Source organism: Haloterrigena sp. H1 (assembly GCF_005938085.1).
Taxonomy (GTDB): domain Archaea; phylum Halobacteriota; class Halobacteria; order Halobacteriales; family Natrialbaceae; genus Natrinema.
Genome location: NZ_SMZK01000001.1, coordinates 2,765,384 through 2,784,887 on the forward strand (window position 1 = coordinate 2,765,384; position 19,504 = coordinate 2,784,887).

General features: G+C 64.0%; 15 protein-coding genes and 1 pseudogene. 12 read left to right on the forward strand and 4 right to left on the reverse strand.

The window, feature by feature from the left end; genetic code table 11:
- Positions 1-39: 39 nt before the first annotated feature.
- Positions 40-1,962: pseudogene (locus tag E2L06_RS21955) on the reverse strand (methyl-accepting chemotaxis protein); the annotation flags it as partial.
- Here E2L06_RS21955 and E2L06_RS21960 point away from each other — a divergent pair.
- Positions 1,846-2,898: an ABC transporter substrate-binding protein gene (locus E2L06_RS21960; protein WP_171052373.1), complete on the forward strand. Its 1,053-nt coding sequence runs from the start codon at positions 1,846-1,848 to the stop codon at positions 2,896-2,898. The pseudogene E2L06_RS21955 and the gene E2L06_RS21960 overlap by 117 nt on opposite strands.
- Before the next feature lie 101 nt (positions 2,899-2,999).
- Here E2L06_RS21960 and E2L06_RS13870 read toward each other — a convergent pair whose 3' ends face one another.
- Both E2L06_RS13870 and E2L06_RS13875 read right to left on the reverse strand, forming a co-directional pair.
- Positions 3,000-4,277 (reverse strand): MFS transporter, encoded by a 1,278-nt coding sequence (locus tag E2L06_RS13870; RefSeq protein ID WP_138782207.1) that lies wholly within the window; start codon positions 4,275-4,277, stop codon positions 3,000-3,002.
- 90 nt (positions 4,278-4,367) lie between these two features.
- Positions 4,368-4,952, reverse strand: coding sequence for a DUF6149 family protein (locus E2L06_RS13875; RefSeq protein ID WP_138782208.1), 585 nt, complete (start codon positions 4,950-4,952; stop codon positions 4,368-4,370).
- Between the two features lie 297 nt (positions 4,953-5,249).
- On the opposite strand from E2L06_RS13875, the gene E2L06_RS13880 reads away from it, so the two are divergent.
- From E2L06_RS13880 to carB, 7 genes are all read left to right on the forward strand, one after another.
- Positions 5,250-6,488 carry an NAD(P)/FAD-dependent oxidoreductase gene (locus E2L06_RS13880; protein ID WP_138782209.1) on the forward strand — a complete coding sequence of 413 codons (1,239 nt, stop codon included), beginning with the start codon at positions 5,250-5,252 and terminating at the stop codon, positions 6,486-6,488.
- 193 nt (positions 6,489-6,681) lie between these two features.
- Positions 6,682-6,930 (forward strand): hypothetical protein, encoded by a 249-nt coding sequence (locus E2L06_RS13885; protein ID WP_138782210.1) that lies wholly within the window; start codon positions 6,682-6,684, stop codon positions 6,928-6,930.
- A 100-nt stretch (positions 6,931-7,030) separates the two neighbouring features.
- Positions 7,031-7,441 carry a hypothetical protein gene (locus E2L06_RS13890; protein WP_138782211.1) on the forward strand — a complete coding sequence of 137 codons (411 nt, stop codon included), beginning with the start codon at positions 7,031-7,033 and terminating at the stop codon, positions 7,439-7,441.
- A gap of 233 nt (positions 7,442-7,674) precedes the next feature.
- Entirely contained in the window at positions 7,675-8,592 is a 918-nt protein-coding gene (locus E2L06_RS13895) for an ABC transporter ATP-binding protein (protein ID WP_138782212.1), read from the forward strand.
- The gene (locus E2L06_RS13900) at positions 8,589-9,461 is read left to right on the forward strand and encodes an ABC transporter permease subunit (RefSeq protein WP_138782213.1); all 873 of its coding nucleotides are present in this window, start codon (positions 8,589-8,591) and stop codon (positions 9,459-9,461) included. The genes E2L06_RS13895 and E2L06_RS13900 overlap by 4 nt, the downstream gene beginning before the upstream one ends.
- A gap of 101 nt (positions 9,462-9,562) precedes the next feature.
- On the forward strand, positions 9,563-10,099 hold the full coding sequence (locus E2L06_RS13905) for a DUF5815 family protein (protein WP_138782214.1): 537 nt from the start codon (positions 9,563-9,565) through the stop codon (positions 10,097-10,099).
- A gap of 255 nt (positions 10,100-10,354) precedes the next feature.
- Positions 10,355-13,531 carry a carbamoyl-phosphate synthase large subunit gene (carB, locus tag E2L06_RS13910; RefSeq protein WP_138782215.1) on the forward strand — a complete coding sequence of 1,059 codons (3,177 nt, stop codon included), beginning with the start codon at positions 10,355-10,357 and terminating at the stop codon, positions 13,529-13,531.
- A gap of 67 nt (positions 13,532-13,598) precedes the next feature.
- Here the strand turns inward: carB and E2L06_RS13915 are convergent, their stop codons facing one another.
- On the reverse strand, positions 13,599-15,260 hold the full coding sequence (locus tag E2L06_RS13915; protein WP_138782216.1) for a hypothetical protein: 1,662 nt from the start codon (positions 15,258-15,260) through the stop codon (positions 13,599-13,601).
- A gap of 160 nt (positions 15,261-15,420) precedes the next feature.
- On the opposite strand from E2L06_RS13915, the gene E2L06_RS13920 reads away from it, so the two are divergent.
- From E2L06_RS13920 to E2L06_RS21965, 4 genes are all read left to right on the forward strand, one after another.
- Entirely contained in the window at positions 15,421-16,203 is a 783-nt protein-coding gene (locus tag E2L06_RS13920; protein ID WP_138782217.1) for an ABC transporter ATP-binding protein, read from the forward strand.
- A gap of 113 nt (positions 16,204-16,316) precedes the next feature.
- Entirely contained in the window at positions 16,317-16,556 is a 240-nt protein-coding gene (locus E2L06_RS13925; protein WP_394348739.1) for a hypothetical protein, read from the forward strand.
- Positions 16,557-16,653: 97 nt separating this feature from the next.
- Complete coding sequence (folP, locus tag E2L06_RS13930; RefSeq protein ID WP_138782219.1) at positions 16,654-19,191, forward strand: dihydropteroate synthase; 2,538 nt, start codon at positions 16,654-16,656, stop codon at positions 19,189-19,191.
- Positions 19,192-19,328: 137 nt separating this feature from the next.
- The gene (locus tag E2L06_RS21965) at positions 19,329-19,472 is read left to right on the forward strand and encodes a hypothetical protein (RefSeq protein ID WP_171052374.1); all 144 of its coding nucleotides are present in this window, start codon (positions 19,329-19,331) and stop codon (positions 19,470-19,472) included.
- Positions 19,473-19,504 lie beyond the last annotated feature (32 nt).

Consider the following 19,504-nt stretch of genomic DNA (forward strand, 5'->3'; position numbering starts at 1 on the left):
CGCGTGTCGACGGCGATTCAGCGACCGGCAATCGGACGGTTACTCGTCGTCGGTCGTTCCAAACGTGAACACGTCGTCCTCCTCGTCGTCGTCCTCCTCGTCGCCGGCCGACGCGTCGTCACCGTCGAGACTGGCGTCCGCTGTGTCCTCATCGCCGACGTCGTCGTCGGCAGGTCCGAGCGGCTGTGCGGTCGTCTCGTCGGCAGTTGCGTCTTCGTCATCGAGATCATCATCATCAGCCGGACCGAGCGGTTGTGCAGCCGTCTCGTCAGCAGCGTCTTCATCACCGAGATCGTCGTCAACTGGTCCAAGCGGCTGTGCGGCCGCGTCGTCGGTGTCGGTACTCGAGTTCGCCGTCGGTTCGAACTCGTCACCCGCATCGTCGCTGGCGTCGGTGCCAGCCAGCGTGTCAGCATCATCCGCGAGCGGATCCGAGGCGTCGTCACCGAAGGAATCAGTGACACCAGCCGACTCGAGGGTCCCATCGTCGGCCTCGTCGGCCTCGACTCCGAGGATTTCCTCGGCACCGATCTCGTCAGCGCCGTTCCCTGCTGACGCAGTGTCGAGGACATCCTCAGCCGATGCGGTCTCGCGAGCATCGCCGTCCGAACCGCCCTCGAGGGCCTCTACAGCCGACTGATCGGAGTCGGCTATGTCGTCGGTCTGGTCGAGGGTGGCGTCCGTCTCATCGTCGAACGCGAGCGGGTCTGAGTCCTGCTTGTCGGATTCGAGCTCCGAATCGAGCGTGATGCCGCCGGTCTGGCCATCCGGCCCGGCGGCTCCATCGATGTCGAACGATGCGTCGCTTACGGACAGTTCCGCCTCGATACCGAGTGTCGACTCGAGATCTCCCTCGTCGTGGTCGACGTCGGTGTCGAATCGGTCAAGCGCTTCGGAGAGTTGTGCCGCCTGCTCCGAGAGCTGCGAGGCGGACTTCGTGATCTCAGTCAGCGCAGTGGTCTGCTGTTCGGCCGCGGCAGCGACGTTCTCGGCTTCCGCGGTGGTCTCCTCGGAGATCGTCGCCGCGTTGTCGACCATCGCGACGACCTCCTGGGTCGAGGCCGCCTGCTCTTCGGTCGCTGCGGAGATTTCCTGAACACCGATGTTGGTCTCCTGGGCGAGATCGGCGATCTCCTCGAGCGCTTCGACGGCTTCCTGGACCTGTTCGGTCGCGTCTTCGATGTCCGCACTCGTGTCCTCGACCTCGGCGGCGGACTGTTCGGTGCGTTCCCGAATCGCTTCGAGGCGGTCTTCGGCCTCGTTGGCTGCCTGTGCGACGTCCTCGGAGAGGGCCTTGACCTCCTTTGCGACGACGGAGAACCCTTCGTCGTCGCTGCCGCCCGCCGAGCGGGAGGCCTCGATGTTGGCGTTCAGCGCCAGCATGTTGGTCTGGCGAGCGATCTCCGAAATCGTGTTGATCAGTTCGTCGATCTGCTGGACCTCTTCCTCGAGGCGGCGCATCTCGTCGACGGCGTCGCCGGCCTCGGTTTCGATCTCGTCCATGGCGCTGATCGCCGTCTGGGCGGCTTCCTTCCCTTCCTGTCCGGTGTTGACCGTCCGTTCGGCAATGTCGGCCACCTCGTTCGAGGAGGCGGCGATCTCTTCGGTCGTCGTCGAGAGGCCGCTCATCTCCTGGTTGACCGACTGCAGCGACTCGTTCTGACGGTCCGCACCGTCCGAAATCTCCTGAACCGAGCCGGTGACCTGTTGCGAGGCGGAGCGGACTTCCTCGCTGGAGGCGGTCACCTGCTCGGAGGCGGTCGCGACGTCGGTCGCGAACCGGTTGAGCTCGGCGATCGTCTGCTCGATCTCGTCGAGCATCTCGTTGAAGTCTTCCCCGATCTGTTGCATCTGCTCGTTGTCGCTGTCGGCCATCGCACGGGCGGTGAGGTCGCCATCGGCGGCCTTGCCCATGACCGCACAGTACTCGGCGGCTTTGTCCTCGAGGAGGGAGCCGACGTCACCGTCGGCGTCGCCACAAGCGAGGTCCTCGAGGGAATCCTCGATGACGTCGCCGAACAGGAGACGGTCCATCTAACCGCTGGCTCCGTGACGATGACGCCCAACGAACTGATCAGCCAGCAGTACGAGAAGTACAAGTATCATTTCCGGGTTGGACCGCTCAACGGCCACGATCTCGCAACCCACCAGATCGAGTTCCTCAACGACATGGGCAGCGAGCTGGGGTGGGAGTCGTTCGCCGTCCTCGTCGAGGACTACATCTGGACCGAATCGCTGTGGGACGTCTATCAGGAAGAACTCGGCGACGACGTGACGTTCTGGGAGCAGTATCCACCCGAAACGGACAATTTCACCGAGATCTACGACGAGATCGCCACGACGGATGCCGACGCGGTACTGGAAGCGGTCGCCCACACCGGAGCCACGTCGCTGGTCGATTGGAACCGCAGCCAGCAACCGTTCGGGTTCGGCGGCGTCCACATGCCGATGCAGTCGCCGTCGTACTACGAACAGGTCGATGGGAACTGCGAGTACGCCGTCGGCTACACCAACGTGACGCCGACGAGCAATCGTGACCGGGCCAAGTCGTTTGTCAACGAATATCAGAGCCGCCACAACGGGACTAGTCCGATCTACACCGGCTACAACAGCTACGACGCGGTCCACGTCTTCGCTCAGGCGGCCAAAGACGCCGGCACGCTCGATTCCGACGAACTCGTCACCACGCTCGAGGGGATCTCTGTAGCTGGCACTACCGGCACGATCGAATTTAACGGCCCAGATGAGGAGTTCCCCCACGACGTGAAATACGGCGAAGAATACGTCCATCCGGTGTACTTCCAGTGGCGAGAGGGCGAAGACGGTACTGGCGTCCAGGAAGTCATCTGGCCCGACGATCAGGCAACGGGCAACTACGTCGAACCGGACTGGCTCTGACCGCCCCATCACGTTTCAATCATACGGTCTGCCGTACCGGTTTCCCAGTGCGCCCGCAAACGGGTCGCAGGTGCGCTGACACTGATTGACAGGACTCCAGCTCAGTCGTCGGCGTTCGCCTCGAGCGATCCGCCTGCAGCAAGGAATCGATCACCGCCGATCAGCAGTCCGCCCGCGACCAAGCCGCCGAGTGCTGCAAATCCGGCGACGACCGCGAAAAACGCCGTTTGCGAGAACTGGCCGAGGACGAAGCCGCCGAGCGCGATACTCACCGACCCGAACCCGAACTCGGCGAGATAGGTGTAGCCATAGGAGAGCCCGCGAGCGTCCGGCGGCGTATAGAGCGCGACGGCGTTCTGGTAGAACGGCTGAATCGCGAACAGGAAAAAGCCCAGCACGCCACAGAGGACAACGATCGGTGCGAGCCCGACACCCGTCGCCGTCACCGGAACGAACGCGAGTGCGAGGACCGCAAGGACGGCGAAGATACCCGTGAGTCCTCGAGCCGGCGTCACGCGGCTGGTCAACTTTCCGCCGGCGTACTGGCCCGCCATGCCGACGACCAGCAGGCCGACGTAGATGTAGTCGGCTGGTTCGATCCCCTCGAGACCAGCCGGCAACGCCAGCCCGTCCATCGCCGGCAGGCCGTGGAGGATCTCGGGCAGGTAGGTCAGCGTGCCCCGATAGTAGAGCCCCTCGAAGGTGACGAGGACGAAGACGACGGCGAAGGCGCTCGCGAACAGCGTGCGCGTATTGCCAACGACTTCCGACAGCGACAGCGCCTCGTCGGGCCCCGCGTCGGCGTCGTCCGCGACTGCTGCGGTTGGGTCGAACTCCGCGCTGAGACCGTAGAGAATCGCGAGGAAACCCGGCACGGTGAGCACCGCGGCGACGACGGACCACTCGAGGAAGATCAACAGCGTGGCGGCGACGAACGGACCGAGCGCGATGCCGGCGTTGCCGGCGATCCCGTGCCAGGCGAAGACAGTGCCTCGGTCCTCGACGCCGGTACTGATGAGCGCGAGGCCGGCGGGGTGGTAGACGCTGGCGGCGATCCCCCACAGGATCAGGCCAGCCGCGATGGCGTAGATCGAACTCGCAACGGCGAGGACGAGAAACGACAGTGACATACCGGCGACACACAGCAAGACGAGCCGCTTAGTGCCGTAGCGATCCGCGAGGATCCCGCCGGGCAGTGCCCCGAGGCCGAACGGCGCGTAGCCGAGCGCGACGACGATACCGAACAACGCGACACCGACGTCGAACTCGGCCAGCCAGACGACCAGGAAGATCGGGATCGAGGTCTCGAACCAGTGGACCAGTGCGTGGCCCGCCATAGTAAAGCCCGCGATCGCCCGATCGTTCGCGTTCAGGGCCATACGAATCTTGCTCGACATCGCATCTCTGCGCACTTAGCGGCTTGGAAACCGGCGTGGCTCGGACGGATAGGCGACGGACCCGAGCGAGGATTAGCTGTCTTCGTGCTTCTCGACGACCTCCGAGACGTCGACGTCCTCGGGTTCGTCCTGTCCACCGACGACGAGGTCGCCGTCTTCGGTCTCGACGTAGACGTCGTCGGCGAAGCCACCCTGGGCGTGGGGATGCTCGGGGTCCTCGAGTCGTTCGGGCGTCGAGGGTGCCTTGGGAACGCCCTCGGGCGGGGCGAACTGGCCGAGCGGTTCGTCGATCGTGATGTCCCACCGCTCGAAGAACTCGCGGTAGCGGTCGTAGTGGGCCTCGAGTTCGTCGGCAGGGAACTCCATCATCTCGGTCCAGCCGTGGTTGTAGAAGTCGAAGTTGGCCTGAATGTGGGTGATCTCGCGGGCTTCGGCTTCGGAGTAGCCGTCCTGAAGGGCGCGCAGGTAGGTATCCATCGTCGCGTCGAAGAAGCCATCGAGGTGTTCGCGTCGGTCCTCGGCGTGGGAAGGGTCGGCTTTCCCGGTGAAAATCCTGGTGTGGAGTTTGACCAGCCCCGCGTTGGCGACCGAACGGACGCCCGGCGTCTCGAGGGCCTTCTGGTAGGCGAAGTGCTTCGCGTTCTGGCGGAGCTTCATATCCCTTGGTTGGGAACTGCACCTAAAGAACAGTTCGGACAACATTGTTAGGGTGTAGGTGTCCACGCGGCGCGTCACGATCGCGTGAGTGTCGCGCTCGTCGCTGACGGGACGACCGGAACTCCGAAGCGGCAGTAATCTGTTTTCTCTCGAGAAATGCTGCCTGATTATTGATTAAAAACCCACACTGTCAAGAATTACGGGAATTATGTTTACTATTGTTGTGTCCCCCGTGCCAGTCCGGAAAAATAGACGAGATAGCAATCCACTTTAACCCGGGTTACGAACGGACTGGATATGACTCAGTACGTCATCATCGGTGACGGGATCTCGGGTAGTTCGGCTGCCGAGACCCTCCGGGAGGAAGACCCGGACTCGGAGATTACCGTCATTACCGATGAGGGGGAGCCACTGTATAACCGGATTCTCATCAAGGAACACGCGAAAGGCAAACTCCCTGAAGCGCCTATCTCGATCCACGATGAGGAGTGGTACGACGAACGCGACATCGACCTCTCGTTGAACACCTTCGTCACGAGCGTCGACACCGACGCGAAGGTCGTCAACACCCACGACAGCGGCGAGATTCCCTACGACAAACTCCTCGTTGCAACCGGCGGAACGCCGACACAACTCCCCGTCGATAACAGCGACGCCGACGGGATCCACCACTTCTGGACGTTCCAGGATGCACGTGGGATCCGCGAGCACGCCGAACAGTCCGACAAAGGCGTGATCATCGGTGCCGGTCTCCTCGGCATCGACTTCGCGGCCGTCTGTGGCGCACAGGGTATCGAGGCCGACTACCTCATGCGTGGCGACCGCTGGTGGCGCTACGCGCTCTCGGGAGAGGGTGCCGAGATCATGCACGAGGGCATGCGCGATGTCGGCGTCGAACCCGTCTTCGACAGCGGCGTCGATCACTTCGAGACCGACGACGACGGACACGTCACCGCCGCTGTCGACCCCAACGGCGACCGCTACGAGTGTGACTTCGTCGGCGCTGCGATCGGCCTGAACTTCAACACCGAGTTCCTCGATGGTGCCGGCCTCAAGGAGGACAACGGCATCATCGTCGACGAGTACATGCAGACCAACGTCGACGACATCTACGCGGCTGGCGACATCACCCGCTTCTACGACGTTCTGCTCGGCGAGCAGGCCCAGAACGGCTCGTGGGGCTCGGCCAAAGAGCAGGGTCGAGTCGCCGCGGTCAACATGGCCGCCGCCGAGGAAGCCGAGGAGTTCGAGTGGGTCTCCTCCTACTCCATTACGCACTTCGACTTCCCGTTCCTCTCCTTTGGCCACCCGACGATTGGCGACGAACACGCCGAACGCAAGTACTCAGACACCGAGTGGCGACGCATCGCCTTCAAGGACGGCAAGGTCGTCGGTGGCGTCCTCATCGGCGATCTCTCGCCCCAGAGCCAGCTCAAGCAGCTGATGCGCGAACAGCGCGAGGTCGCCGACCAGGCCGAGGTCCTGCTCGAGCAATCCGTCGACTTAGACGAGCTCGCAGCGCCACAGGAACAGTAATCCGACACGGCACTGTTCGTTCCGCGCGATCCGTTTTCGACTCCCTGCGATACTGCGCTCTGTTGTAGACAGCACTGACCACTTACATGTGACTTGGGGGCCTCGCCGCCAGCCGACCGACACGCTCGCCAGAGACACCGATTACCGGTCCTCCAGCCGGAACTATTAAGTTGAAGTAATACATTTGGTAACAATGAACATGGCAGCCAGTGAACCCCGCCGCCGATCGGTACAACTCGAACCTGTCGACGTCCGACTCGAGCCTGTCGAATCGGTCGCACCGGATGCAACCGTTCGTCACGTCGACCAACTCGATTCGGACACGCTGGAGGCCGTGTACGCGGCTCTGTCAGCGGATCGATCCGTTCCGGCTGCGGGGACTGGGCTCGAGCCCGGCGAGGTGATCGTTTTCACGGATTACTTCCGGGTCGAGCGCGCCTGAACGGCTCTCACGGACTGTTCTGTGCGATGAGAGCGCCAGCGTGTCGTCGTGAGTGTGCAGTATCGAAGTCGTTTTCCCACGTGCGCGCGTTTGATGACACATGAACGGCGATAGCGACATGACGCTGGCGTTCGAACTCGAGGCGCTGAAGGCACTCGCCTCGCCCGAGCGCGTGTTCGAAGACGCCAGAGGCTGGACCGAGTACATCGGCGTCGTCTCGGAGAAGCCGACCTACGTCGTGACGAACTTCACGCGGAAGAACCGCGTCCGACAGGACTTCTTCTCTGGCCCTCGCGGGAAAGAAGAGAGTCTCGAGGGCGTCAAAGACCAGTTCGATACTGATCGGTACGTCTATATCGGTGCCAGCGAGGAAGACGAGGCACTCGCCGATGCGGTCGATTGGGAGTATCTCGCAGTCGAGGACGCTGCCGAGGCAGCCGACTGGATCCTGGCGACCCACGCCGACGAGGACGACGACGAGGCGGAGCAGGTTCGCGACGACTGGCCCTGAATCGTAGACGCACGTCGACACTGGATCGACCGTTGGCCACGTGGTGGGCTGCCATCTCGAAGCAAACCCCTGTTTGTCGCCGCAACCGAAACGACACGCCTCGCGCCGCTTGAGTAAGGCCGTCGTTAATATATAATGCTGTCAATATATTTATGCCGTCTGCGGAGTAGGAGCGACTATGCAGATCGGCTCATCGACAGTGTTTGACGCGGCGTCGACTTGGAGGGGCGAGCATGGCGGCGATTGAACTCGAGGGACTGACCAAACGGTTCGGTGACGTTGTCGCTGTCGACGGGCTGGATCTCACCGTCGAAGAGGGTGAGATCTTCGGCTTTCTGGGACCGAACGGGGCGGGGAAGTCGACGACGATCGACATCCTGCTCGATTTCATCCGACCGACCGACGGGACTGCGACCGTCCTCGGCTACGACGCCCAGGCGGACGGGCTGGCCGTTCGAAACCGGATCGGCGTGCTTCCGGATGCCTACCACGTCTACGATCGGCTGACTGGCCGCCAACACGTCGAGTTCGCCATCGAGATGAAAGGCGTCGACGAGGATCCCGACGCGCTCCTCGAGCGGGTCCGGGTCGCCGACGCGGCCGACCGGAAAGCCGGCGGCTACTCGAAGGGGATGCGCCAGCGACTGATACTCGCGATGGCACTGGTCGGTGATCCAGAGCTGCTCGTCTTAGACGAGCCCTCGACCGGTCTCGATCCCAACGGAGCCCGCGAGATGCGCGAGATCATCCGCGCGGAGAACGACCGCGGCACCACCGTCTTCTTCTCGAGTCACATCATGGAGCAAGTCGAGGCGGTCTGTGATCGCGTGGCGATCATCGACGACGGCCACCTCGTCGCCGTCGACACGATCGACGGGCTCCGCGATGCGACGGAGGTCGGCGAGACGCTGTACGTCTACGTGTCGGCACTCGACGACAGCGTCCTCGAGCGCGTTCGCACCCTCGAGGGCGTCGGGACGGCGGCGATCGATGACGGACGGCTGCGGGTGACCGTCGACGGCGTCTCGAAGTTCGCCGTCTTGCACGCGATCGACGAGGTAACTGCCGTTCAGGACTTTTCAGTGGTCGAATCCTCGCTCGAGGACCTGTTCGTCCGCTACACGAACGACAGACCGGAGATCGAGTCATGACCTGGGCTACCGTCGCGAAGAAGGATTTCCGCGACGCCGTCCAGTCGCGGGCACTGTGGGCGCTCGTCGGTGTCTTCGTGGTGCTGTCGGTTCTCTCGACGTACGCGTACGTCGAGGCACCCGCACTGCTCGGCGCTGCGACGGAGGCGACGTTCGGTGGACTAATCTTCTTCACCATCGGCTTGGTCGGACTGTTCGTCCCGCTGTCTGCGATCGTCGTCTGTTACAAATCTCTCGCGGGCGAGCGCGAACTCGGGAGCATCAAGCTGTTGCTCTCCTTGCCGACCACGCGCGGACAGGTCTTCGTCGGCAAGGTCGTCGGACGGGCTGCCGTCCTCGCCTTCGGTCTCGGCGTCGGTCTCATCATTGGCCTCGGTGTGGGTGCCGCGTTGATCGGCAACCTCGAGGCCGGCGCGCTCGTCGTCTTCGTCCTCACCACGCTGGCGTTCGTGGCCGTCTACGCGACGATCGTCGTTGGGCTCTCGGCGACGACGGGGTCGACATCGCGTGCGACGACGCTCGCGCTTGGCTTTTTCGTCGTCTTCGAACTGCTCTGGGACGTGATCCCGATGGGGATCCTCTACGTCCTCGAGGGGTTTACCATCCCGTCGACGATGCCCGACTGGCTGTACCCTCTGTTACAGCTGTCGCCCTCTGCGGCGTACTTCTCGTCCGTCGTTGCGCTCTTACCTAACCTCGCAGACGCGGCTAATGCCGAGTCAGCCCAGTCGGGTGCCGGCGCGCAGACGGCAGCCGACGCGGCTGACCCCTTCTATACGAATCCTGAGATCGGCATCGCCATCTTACTCCTGTGGCTGCTCGTGGCGCTTGCCATCGGCTACTACCGGTTCGACGCGTCCGATCTCTGAGACCGGCTGCTGTCACTGATTCCCGTCGCACGCCGCCGATGTTGCGTCGTTCGACGCCCCGAGTCGTCGCCCTTATCCCCTGTGCATCCGAAAAACGAGCAATGACACCACCCCCCGTTCCGGGTTCCGACGGCAGCGACGACCTCGAGCTTCCCTGCGGGGAGTCCGTCGACCCTCACGCGATCGACTTGGGCATGCGCGAGTACCACTGTCCCTGCGGTGACGTCCACGCCGTCGTGACCGACGTGCATCCGCCCTCGCGGTTTTTCCCGGAGTCGCTCGTGGCCATCCTCCAGGAGACGATCGACACCGACGACGAGTTCGAGGAGTTCGGCACGCCACACCTGATGGGCGTCGTCCTAGAGGAGTTTCCCGAGGACGTCGCGGTCCACGACGCGAGCGACGACGGGGCCGTCGGCTACACCCTGCTGTGGATCGCGGACTTCGATGCCCGGCGACTCCACGAGATCGTCGTCGAACTCGTCGTCGAACTCATGGAACACGCGATCAGCCACGCCGACGACGACGCCGCAATCACCGACTTCGAGTCCCAGATGCTCGAGTTCGACGTCACCGAGTTCGTCGAGCAGTACCGCCGGCAACGCGAGTTCGAGAGCGAGTACGACCAGCCGATCTGATCGCTTCGTGTCTGTGATGGACTCGCGCAGGTCCGGGTTCTGACCGCTGTTTTCGACCCGTATCGGACTGCAATCGTCCGTCAGTCGTATGGCTGTGGCTCTCACCCAGCCTGCAGAACCGGCCGCTAGTCCGGAACCACGGTGTGTTTCGGGACAGTCGGCTCACCGCGAGTTCGAATTTCGAAAAGCCATTTCGAGATTCGTACTGTATCGTGGGGCTTATTACGATGTACGAACTTCGATTCGACAAGACAAATGAGTACGGACACCGCCGTAGACGGCGAGACGGGGGACGGACGCACGATCCTGTTGATCGGGAGCGGCCCGATCCAGATCGGGCAGGCAGCCGAGTTCGACTACTCCGGTGCACAGGCCTGCCGGGCGCTGCAGGAGGAGGGCGCTCGCGTCGTCCTCGTCAACTCGAACCCTGCGACGATCATGACCGATCCGGAGATGGCCGACCGGGTCTACATCGAGCCGATCACGACCGACGCCATCGCGGAGATCATCCGCAAGGAAAACCCCGACGGCGTCATCGCCGGGCTCGGTGGCCAGACCGGACTGAACGTCACCGCCGAACTCGCCGAGGAAGGCGTGCTCGAGGAGTACGACGTCGATATCATGGGGACGCCCCTTGACACGATCTACGCGACGGAAGACCGCGACCTCTTCCGCCAGCGCATGGAGAAGATCGGCCAGCCGGTTCCGAAATCGACCACCATCTCGCTCGACGAGGGCGAAGAAGTCTCGGAGCTGACCGAAGCCGACCTCGAGGAGCGCGTCCAGGCCGCCGTCGACGAAGTTGGCGGCCTGCCGGTCATCGCCCGCACCACGTACACGCTGGGTGGCTCCGGCTCGGGAGTCGTCCACGAGATGGACGAACTCCTTCGTCGCGTCCGCAAGGGGCTGCGCCTCTCGCGCAACAGCGAAGTCCTCATCACGGAATCGATCGCCGGCTGGGTCGAGTACGAGTACGAGGTCATGCGCGACGCCGACGACTCGTGTATCATCATCTGCAACATGGAGAACATCGACCCGATGGGCATCCACACTGGCGAGTCGACGGTCGTCACGCCCTCACAGCTCGTCCCCGACGAGGGACACCAGGAGATGCGCACGGCCGCACTCGATGTCATCCGAGAACTCGGCATTCAGGGCGGCTGTAACATCCAGTTCGCCTGGCACGACGACGGCACGCCCGGCGGCGAGTACCGCGTCGTCGAGGTCAACCCGCGCGTCTCGCGTTCCTCCGCGCTGGCCTCGAAGGCGACCGGCTACCCGATCGCTCGCGTCACTGCAAAGGTCGCACTCGGCAAGCGCCTCCACGAGATCGACAACGAAATTACGGGCGAGACGACCGCGGCGTTCGAGCCCGCGATCGACTACGTCGTTACCAAGGTTCCCCGTTGGCCCAAAGACAAGTTCGACGACGTCGACTTCGAGCTGACGACGGCGATGAAGTCGACCGGCGAGGCGATGGCCATCGGCCGCACCTTCGAGGAGAGCCTCCTCAAGGCGCTTCGCTCGAGCGAATACGAACCCGACGTCGACTGGGACGACGTCAGCGACGAGGAACTCGAGGAACACTACCTCGAGCGTCCGTCGCCGGACCGTCCGTACGCGATGTTCGAGGCGTTCGACCGCGGCTACACGGTCGATGAAGTCGTCGACCTGACCGGGATCTTCGAGTGGTACACCGAGCGCTACGCGAACATCGCCAACTCGACGGTCGCCGCCCAGGAGGGCGACTTCACCGAAGCCGCGATCACTGGCCACACCAACGCCAGCATCGCCGCGGCTGCCGGCTCGGACGTCGAGACCGTCGAGACCGAAGTCCCCGGCCGCACCTACAAACAGGTCGACACCTGTGCGGGTGAGTTCAAAGCCGAGACGCCGTACTACTACTCCTCGCGGAAAAACGAGTTCGAGAAGGGCCCGCTCGTCGGCGACGCCGCCTCGGGCGAGCTCGAGGTCGACCGCGACATCGAGAGCGTGATCGTCGTCGGCGGTGGCCCGATCCGCATCGGACAGGGCGTCGAGTTCGACTACTGTTCGGTCCACGCGGTCCGTGCGCTGCGCGAACTCGGTATCGACGCCTACGTCGTCAACAACAACCCCGAGACCGTCTCGACCGACTACGACACCTCCGACGGGCTGTTCTTCGAGCCGATCACGGCCGAAGAGGTCGCCGACGTCGCCGAAGCCACGGGCGCTGACGGTGTGATGGTCCAGTTCGGCGGCCAGACGTCGGTCAACATCGGCGAACCGCTCGAGGACGAACTCGAGCGCCGCGGGCTCGACTGTGAGGTCATGGGGACCTCGGTCGAAGCGATGGACCTCGCCGAGGACCGCGACCGCTTCAACCTCCTGATGGAGGAGATGGGCATCGCCCAGCCCGACGGTGGCACCGCCTTCTCGAAGGAAGAGGCTCTCGAACTGGCCCACGACATCGGCTATCCAGTCCTTGTCCGCCCCTCCTACGTGCTTGGCGGCCGCGCGATGGACGTCGTCTACAACGATGAAGAACTCGAGACCTACATCGAGGAGGCCGTTCGCGTCAGCCCCGAGAAACCGATCCTCGTCGACGACTTCCTCGAGAACGCGGTCGAACTCGACGTGGACGCAGTTTCGGACGGCCGCAACATCATCATCGGCGGCATCATGGAACACGTCGAGACCGCCGGCGTCCACTCCGGCGACTCCGCGTGTATGATTCCGCCGCGCTCGCTCGACGAGGACACCTTAGAGCGCGTCCGTGAGGTCACCGAAGACATCGCCGAAGCGCTCAAAACGAAGGGCCTGCTGAACGTCCAGCTGGCCGTCCGCGACGGCGAGGTCTACGTCTTAGAGGCCAACCCACGCTCGTCCCGTACCGTCCCGTTCGTCTCGAAGGCGACCGGCGTCCCGATCGCCAAACTCGCCGCGAAGGTCATGGCCGGCGAAACCTTAGAGACGCTCGAGACCGACGAGCAGATCCCCGAACACACCTCGATCAAGGAGGTCGTCCTGCCCTTCGACCGCCTGCCGGGCTCGGACCCACGTCTCGGCCCGGAGATGAAATCTACCGGCGAGGTCATGGGCACGGCAAGCGAGTTCGGCACGGCCTACTGGAAGTCCCAGCAGGCGGCCGACAACGCCGTCAGCGAGGGTACCGCCGTGGTCGATCTCGACGTCGACGGCTTCGAGCAGTTCTTCGATATCGCGGAGTTCGACGACGTACCACAGGCGATCCGCGAAAACGAAGTCGACTTCATCGTCAGCCGCGACCGCGACAGCCTCGAGATGGCCGTCGAAGAGGAAATCCCCTATCTGTCGACGGTGGCCAGCGCCGAGGCCTACGTCGAAGCCCTCGAGAGCTTCGATGGTGACCTCGAGGTCGCCGCCGTGACCGACCGTCCGAAGAACGTCGCCGAGTGGGGCAGTTCGGAGTAACGACGTCTCGAGCGCCTGTTTTTCGACGCCGATGTGGCGTTTGTGACGGAACTCGTTTTGGAGTCTGCTACTCGAAGTCGTACCAGTCGAATCGCTCGACGGCGTAGCGATAGGAGACGGCTGGCGCGACCAGCCCGCCGATCAAGACCGTCCAGGCACCGATCGTGATCGCACGGGCGGAGATCGAGACGGACGGCAGTGGCGTCCACGCCGACACCGATGCGATCAGTGCAGCGATCATCCTGGGGGCCTCGAGATACAGCACAACGGCGGCGACCGACGGCAGTGCGATCGCGAGCGTGTAGACGACGAAAGCAGTCTTGCTCGGCATCACCGCCTCGCGGTTGTTGGTAACGTTGACGCTCCCGAAGCGGGGAAACGCCGACCCGATCCCGGCCGCGAGCGCCGGCGTCGCGACTGCTCCGGCGACGGTGGCGGCGACTAGCGCACCGGTCTGCTCGAGTCCGAGTGGACTCACGACGCCGAAGCCGATCGACACGACCAACGCGATCGGGACACCGACGAGGGTGCCAGCGAGCATGCGGCCGCGAATCGCCTGTCGACCGCTCAGCGTCGATGTGATGACGGCGGGCAAAGCTGGTCCGAGGTCGCCCAGCGGGTTGAGCGTAAAGAAGACGCCGGCGGCCCAGACGGCGTACAAACAGAAGAGGACGGCCAGAAACGCGGGGACCGTCCCGAGTTCGACGATCTGCTGGAGGAATCCGAGCGTTCCCAACAGCGGATAGCCGGCATACGCCAGTCGAATCGGTGCGCGTTTCGTCCGGCGGATCGCCGTTACCGTCACGGTTCGAACCGGCTGCGAGACAAGTCCCGTAAGGAGACCGGAGAGCCGGTCCGACGACGTCTCTTCCTCGAGCGGGTCGTCGTCGGTGCGGGCCGGATCCGCAAACCAGTGACGCTGTGCGGCAGGGACGGCACCCGCAAGGGCGACGCCGATGACCAGGACGGCACCGGCGACGGCACCGGCGATCGCACGTACCGAGGGGTCGAGACCCGGGATTCCGACCAGCAGCAGGTGGCCGGGCCAGCCGAGTGGACTCGTCTGTAAGGCCGTAAACAGCGTCCCCATGACCGTATTCATGCCGCCGGTTGCGATCGCACCGAAGTAGACGAGCCAGAACGCAGCGAACAGCAGGGTTCGATAGCGAGCGATCGGCTCGTAGACGGTGACCAGATGCCGAACCCAGATGCCGACGACGAACCCGACTGGGATGGCGGTGACCACGACGAGGGCGACCGCCAGTATCGCGCTCACGACGGGGAAGGCTGTTCCCGCGCCCAACGCGAACGCGCCGGCAAAGAGCGCCGTCAGCGGCAACAGGACGCTCACGTAGAGTGCGACTTCGGCGGCGACGATACCGACGACGGCGTTGCGAACTGCCGTCGACAACAGGAGGAACGCGGGCTCGTCGACGGCGGCGACTGCCGTTACCGTTCGCATGACCGTCATCACGACCAGAAGCACCCACAGGACTGCAATGGCACCGGTCACGTACTCGATCACCATCGTGGCGGTCTCGGCCGTGAGAGGCTCGGCGACAGCCCGCTCACCCAGCGTCGGCAAGACAGTCACTCCGAGGGTCGTGATCGGACCGAGTGCGAACACCGCGACCACTGCCATCAGGAGCAGCTTCGTCCGGTTCCCGACGACCGCGCGAACGGTCCGTCGGACCTCGAGATCCGCGACAGCCATCGCAGCGTGTGCCATCACGAAACACCTCGAGTCGTTCGGCAGGAGGGGAGCAATTCCGGGCTCATAATCGTGTTCGGGATGCGCTGGCAGTAAACCGTTTGGATATCTGTCATACGGCTACGTCGACCATCCAAACGTGACATACTTTTAATTAGATACCGCCAAACGAACGCGTATGCGCCCTGCCGACAGCCCCGCCATCGAAACCGACGGACTGACGAAGCGATACGGCGAGACGACCGCCGTCTCGGAGCTGACGATGACCGTCGACCGCGGTACCGTGTACGGGTTTCTCGGTCCCAACGGGGCGGGGAAGACGACGACCATGCGGATACTGACGACGCTGACGAGACCGACCGCAGGGACGGCTCGCGTCGCCGGCCACTCGATCGCAGACCGCGAGTCCGTCACGCCGCATATCGGCTATCTGCCCGAAGAACCACCGGTCTACGACGAACTCACCGGCCGGGAACAACTCGAGTACGCTGCTGGCCTCCGGGACATCCCCGAGACCGAGGCAAGCGAGCGCATCGACACGTTGCTCGAGCGCTTCGGTCTGCTCGAAGACGCCCACAAGCGCATCGAGGACTACTCGAAGGGGATGCGCCAGAAAGTCGGCGTCATCCAGGCAGTCCTTCACGAACCGGACGTGGCCTTCCTCGACGAACCGACCAGCGGGCTCGACCCTCGTGCGGCCCGGACGATGCGCGAAACGATCGCAGATCTCGCCGACCACGAGATGACGATCTTCCTGTCGACACACATCCTCTCGGTCGTCGACGAACTGGCCGACGAGATCGGCGTCCTCCACAACGGGACGCTCGTCGCCGAGGACGATCCCGAACGGCTCAAAACCCGCGCCGAGACCGGCGACGCGCGCAGTCTCGAGGACGCATTCCTCGAGATCACTCGCGAGCCGACGGACAAGGGACACACACGGGAGCACACGTTGGAATGACCGTTCGCCGTCAGAGGGGCACGTAAATAGGCTCTCGCCTGCTCTCGAGCGCTAATATCTACCAAGTTATAGTGGCAAGACATCGTACAGTCGTACGGCGGTGAAAATCAATGATGGCGAGAGACATCACTGGCATCGTCGACCGTTTTCGAATCGGTGATCGGCCGTTGACGATCGACCGGTACGATCTCCTGCTGGGACTGATCCCGACAGCGTTCGTGGTCGCGTTTCTCGCTAGTCGATTGCTCGGTCTCCCCTTCGAAGCGGCCGTTCTCGGCGGCGCAGCCATCGCGGCGCTCGCGCTGTTCGATGGCGTTTTCTTCCGGCCGCCGACGGGGCTTCGAGGTGCGTGACACCGCCGCCTGTGGCTTCGACAGCCGACGGTCGTGATCGGCGGGACACCGCCCCTTGTCCGACAGTATCAAAAACGACCGGGCTCTCGGTCACTGTATGGAGTATTACGAGGCGGCGGATTTCTTATTCGATCTCCGGCGGTTCCGCCCGAAGCCGGGCACCGAGTCGACGGCCCGGTTGCTGTCTCACCTTGAGCACCCTCATGCCGACGTCGATTTCGTGCAGATCGCCGGCTCCAACGGGAAAGGGAGCACGGCCCGCATGCTCGAGCGAACCCTGCGGGAGGCTGGCTACTCCGTCGGCCTTTACACCTCGCCACATCTCGAGGACCTCCGCGAGCGGGTCCGCGTCGACGGCCGGAAGATTCCCCGGTCGGCCGTCTGCGAGTACGTTGAAGCGATCCGCGAGTACGTTACAGCGCAGGCCGCCGACGGCGAGTCGCCCACCTTCTTCGAGGCGATGACGGCGATGGCGCTGTGGCAGTTCGGCCGCGAGGACGTCGACGTCGCCATCCTCGAGGTCGGCATCGGTGGCAAATACGACGCGACGAGCGTCGTCGATCCCGTCGCCAGCGCAGTGACGAGCGTCACGTTAGAGCATACGGGCATCCTCGGCGACACCGAAGCGGAAATCGCCCGCGACAAGGCCCACGTCGCACCCGACGACGTGCCGCTGGTTACGGGCGTGACCGGTGAGCCACTCGAGACAGTCCGCGACGTGGCCGGCAATGTCGTGACCGTCGGAACGGACACGGGGGCTGACGCACGGCCCGACATCCGCGTCGCCTACGGCGGCCGGGCAAACCACATCGAAGCCACCGTCTCGATCGACGCCGACGACTGGGACCTCGAGACGCGGATTCCGCTGCTGGGCGAACATCAGGCGGTCAACGCGGGTATCGCAGCCGTGCTGGCTCGTCAGGTCGGCGATGTGTCCGACACGGTTCTCGCCCGCGGGCTGCGAAGCGCCCACTGGCCGGGCCGGTTTGAAGTGATCGACACCGAGCCGCTGACCGTCCTCGATGGGGCACACAACCCCGGTGCCTGCGAGCGACTCGGCGAGACGCTTGCGACCTACGACTACGACGACCTCCACGTCGTCTTCGGCGCGATGCACGAGAAAGAACACCGCGCGATGGCCGCCGCGTTGCCGACGCCCGAGCGCGTCGTGACGACCGAGCCGACGCTCGATCGCGCCGAGGATCCTGCCGTCCTCGCCGAGGCGTTCGCCGACGCTGGTGTCGACACGGTCCGGACCGAAGCCACCGTTCAAGACGCGCTCGCACGCGCGCTCGAGGCAGCCGACAGCGACGACTGCGTGCTCGTCACCGGCTCGCTGTTCGTCGTCGCGGAGGCGCGCTCGCGCTGGACCCGAACCGACGTTCCCAAACGCGTCCGCGATCTCGCCGATGCCCGCGACGCACTCGAGGGGGCAAACGTCGCCGCGGGCGACATCGAGCGGCTGGACGGCGACGCCGTCCACCGGGTCGTCAGGACAGCGCTACGAGACCGACAGGCGAGCGTCCTCAAAGAAGAGTTGCTGCGAGTGGGTGGGGAATGTGCCCTGTCGGGCATCGAGCGCGACGACGAGGCCGTCGACGCCGTGTTGATGGGCACGCTCGCCCAGTTCGAGGCGCTCGTCGAGGCGCTCGAGGGCCGGTCACGCCCCCACGGGGTGGCAGACGTCGCACGGGAACTGCGCGATACCCTCGCACTCGAGGCCGGAGCCGACGCCGAGGACCGACCGACGCCGGCGGTGGGCCACGCCGTGGGACGGTCCCGGTCGGCGTCCCGTTCTGCAGGTGAGGCGACCGAGTCGGACGCCCCTTGGGCGGATCGGACGGCCGTCATGGGCATCCTGAACGTCACGCCCGACAGCTTCCACGACGGCGGCCAGTACAACGCACTCGAGGACGCCGTGGCCCGCGCCAAGGCGATGGTCGATGCCGGCGTCGACGTGATCGACATCGGTGGAGAGTCAACTCGTCCGGGATCGGATCCTGTGTCGGTTGACGAAGAACTAGACCGGGTCCTCCCGGTGGTCGAGGAAATCGCCGACCTCGACGCGGTGCTCTCTATCGATACGCGTCGAGCAGCCGTCGCCGATGCGACCCTCGAAGCTGGCGCGGACATGATCAACGACGTCTCGGGGCTCGAGGACCCCGAGATGCGCTTCGTTGCCGCCGACCACGACGCGGGGCTGGTCGTGATGCACAGCATCGACGCACCGGTCGTCCCCGACCGCGACGTCGAGTACGACGACGTCGTCGCGGATGTCCTCGATCATCTCTCCGAACGCGTGTTACTCGCAGAGAAGGCTGGCCTCGATCGCGAGCAAATCATCGTCGATCCCGGGATCGGCTTCGGCAAATCTTCGGCGGAGAACTTCGAACTCCTCGATCGGATCGACGAGTTCCACGCGCTCGGCTGTCCCGTCCTGTTCGGCCACTCCCACAAGTCCATGTTCGAACATATCGACCGTGCGTCGGGCGAACGACGTGAGGCGACCGTCGCTGCGACGGCACTTGCTGCCGACCGCGGTGCTGACATCATCCGCGTCCACGATGTCGACGAGAACGTCGCCGCGGTCCGAACGGCGCTTGCAGCGCGCGATCCGACGCGCTTCGAGTGGTAATCGTAACTCGTCTTCGCGACTGACGCGTGCGTGTTAACTCATCCATTCGAATTAGTCATTGCTGTCAGCAATGTCCGTCACAGACACGTGTTGGTGATCGTATATATTTAGTATCTCGATATCTATCGCCCGCACGAATGCAGAAATTGACCGAGCGCAGCCAGAACCATCTCGAGCAAGCACTCCAAACCGATGACCCGAGCGAGAAAGATTTCCATATTCGGCAGGTGATGCAGATGTGCGGCGTCGACGATCTCCCGGACGAGTCCGACGCGGAGTGAGACGGACTACTGTCAGTCGGTGCCGGTGCAAT

Coding starts and splice junctions, on each gene's coding strand:
- E2L06_RS13870 (WP_138782207.1), bottom strand. CDS start 4,277: ATGGCCCTGAACGCGAACGATCGGGCGATCGCGGGCTTTACTATGGCG.
- E2L06_RS13875 (WP_138782208.1), bottom strand. CDS start 4,952: ATGAAGCTCCGCCAGAACGCGAAGCACTTCGCCTACCAGAAGGCCCTC.
- E2L06_RS13880 (WP_138782209.1), top strand. CDS start 5,250: ATGACTCAGTACGTCATCATCGGTGACGGGATCTCGGGTAGTTCGGCT.
- E2L06_RS13885 (WP_138782210.1), top strand. CDS start 6,682: ATGAACATGGCAGCCAGTGAACCCCGCCGCCGATCGGTACAACTCGAA.
- E2L06_RS13890 (WP_138782211.1), top strand. CDS start 7,031: ATGAACGGCGATAGCGACATGACGCTGGCGTTCGAACTCGAGGCGCTG.
- E2L06_RS13895 (WP_138782212.1), top strand. CDS start 7,675: ATGGCGGCGATTGAACTCGAGGGACTGACCAAACGGTTCGGTGACGTT.
- E2L06_RS13900 (WP_138782213.1), top strand. CDS start 8,589: ATGACCTGGGCTACCGTCGCGAAGAAGGATTTCCGCGACGCCGTCCAG.
- E2L06_RS13905 (WP_138782214.1), top strand. CDS start 9,563: ATGACACCACCCCCCGTTCCGGGTTCCGACGGCAGCGACGACCTCGAG.
- carB (WP_138782215.1), top strand. CDS start 10,355: ATGAGTACGGACACCGCCGTAGACGGCGAGACGGGGGACGGACGCACG.
- E2L06_RS13915 (WP_138782216.1), bottom strand. CDS start 15,260: ATGGCACACGCTGCGATGGCTGTCGCGGATCTCGAGGTCCGACGGACC.
- E2L06_RS13920 (WP_138782217.1), top strand. CDS start 15,421: ATGCGCCCTGCCGACAGCCCCGCCATCGAAACCGACGGACTGACGAAG.
- E2L06_RS13925 (WP_394348739.1), top strand. CDS start 16,317: ATGGCGAGAGACATCACTGGCATCGTCGACCGTTTTCGAATCGGTGAT.
- folP (WP_138782219.1), top strand. CDS start 16,654: ATGGAGTATTACGAGGCGGCGGATTTCTTATTCGATCTCCGGCGGTTC.
- E2L06_RS21965 (WP_171052374.1), top strand. CDS start 19,329: ATGCAGAAATTGACCGAGCGCAGCCAGAACCATCTCGAGCAAGCACTC.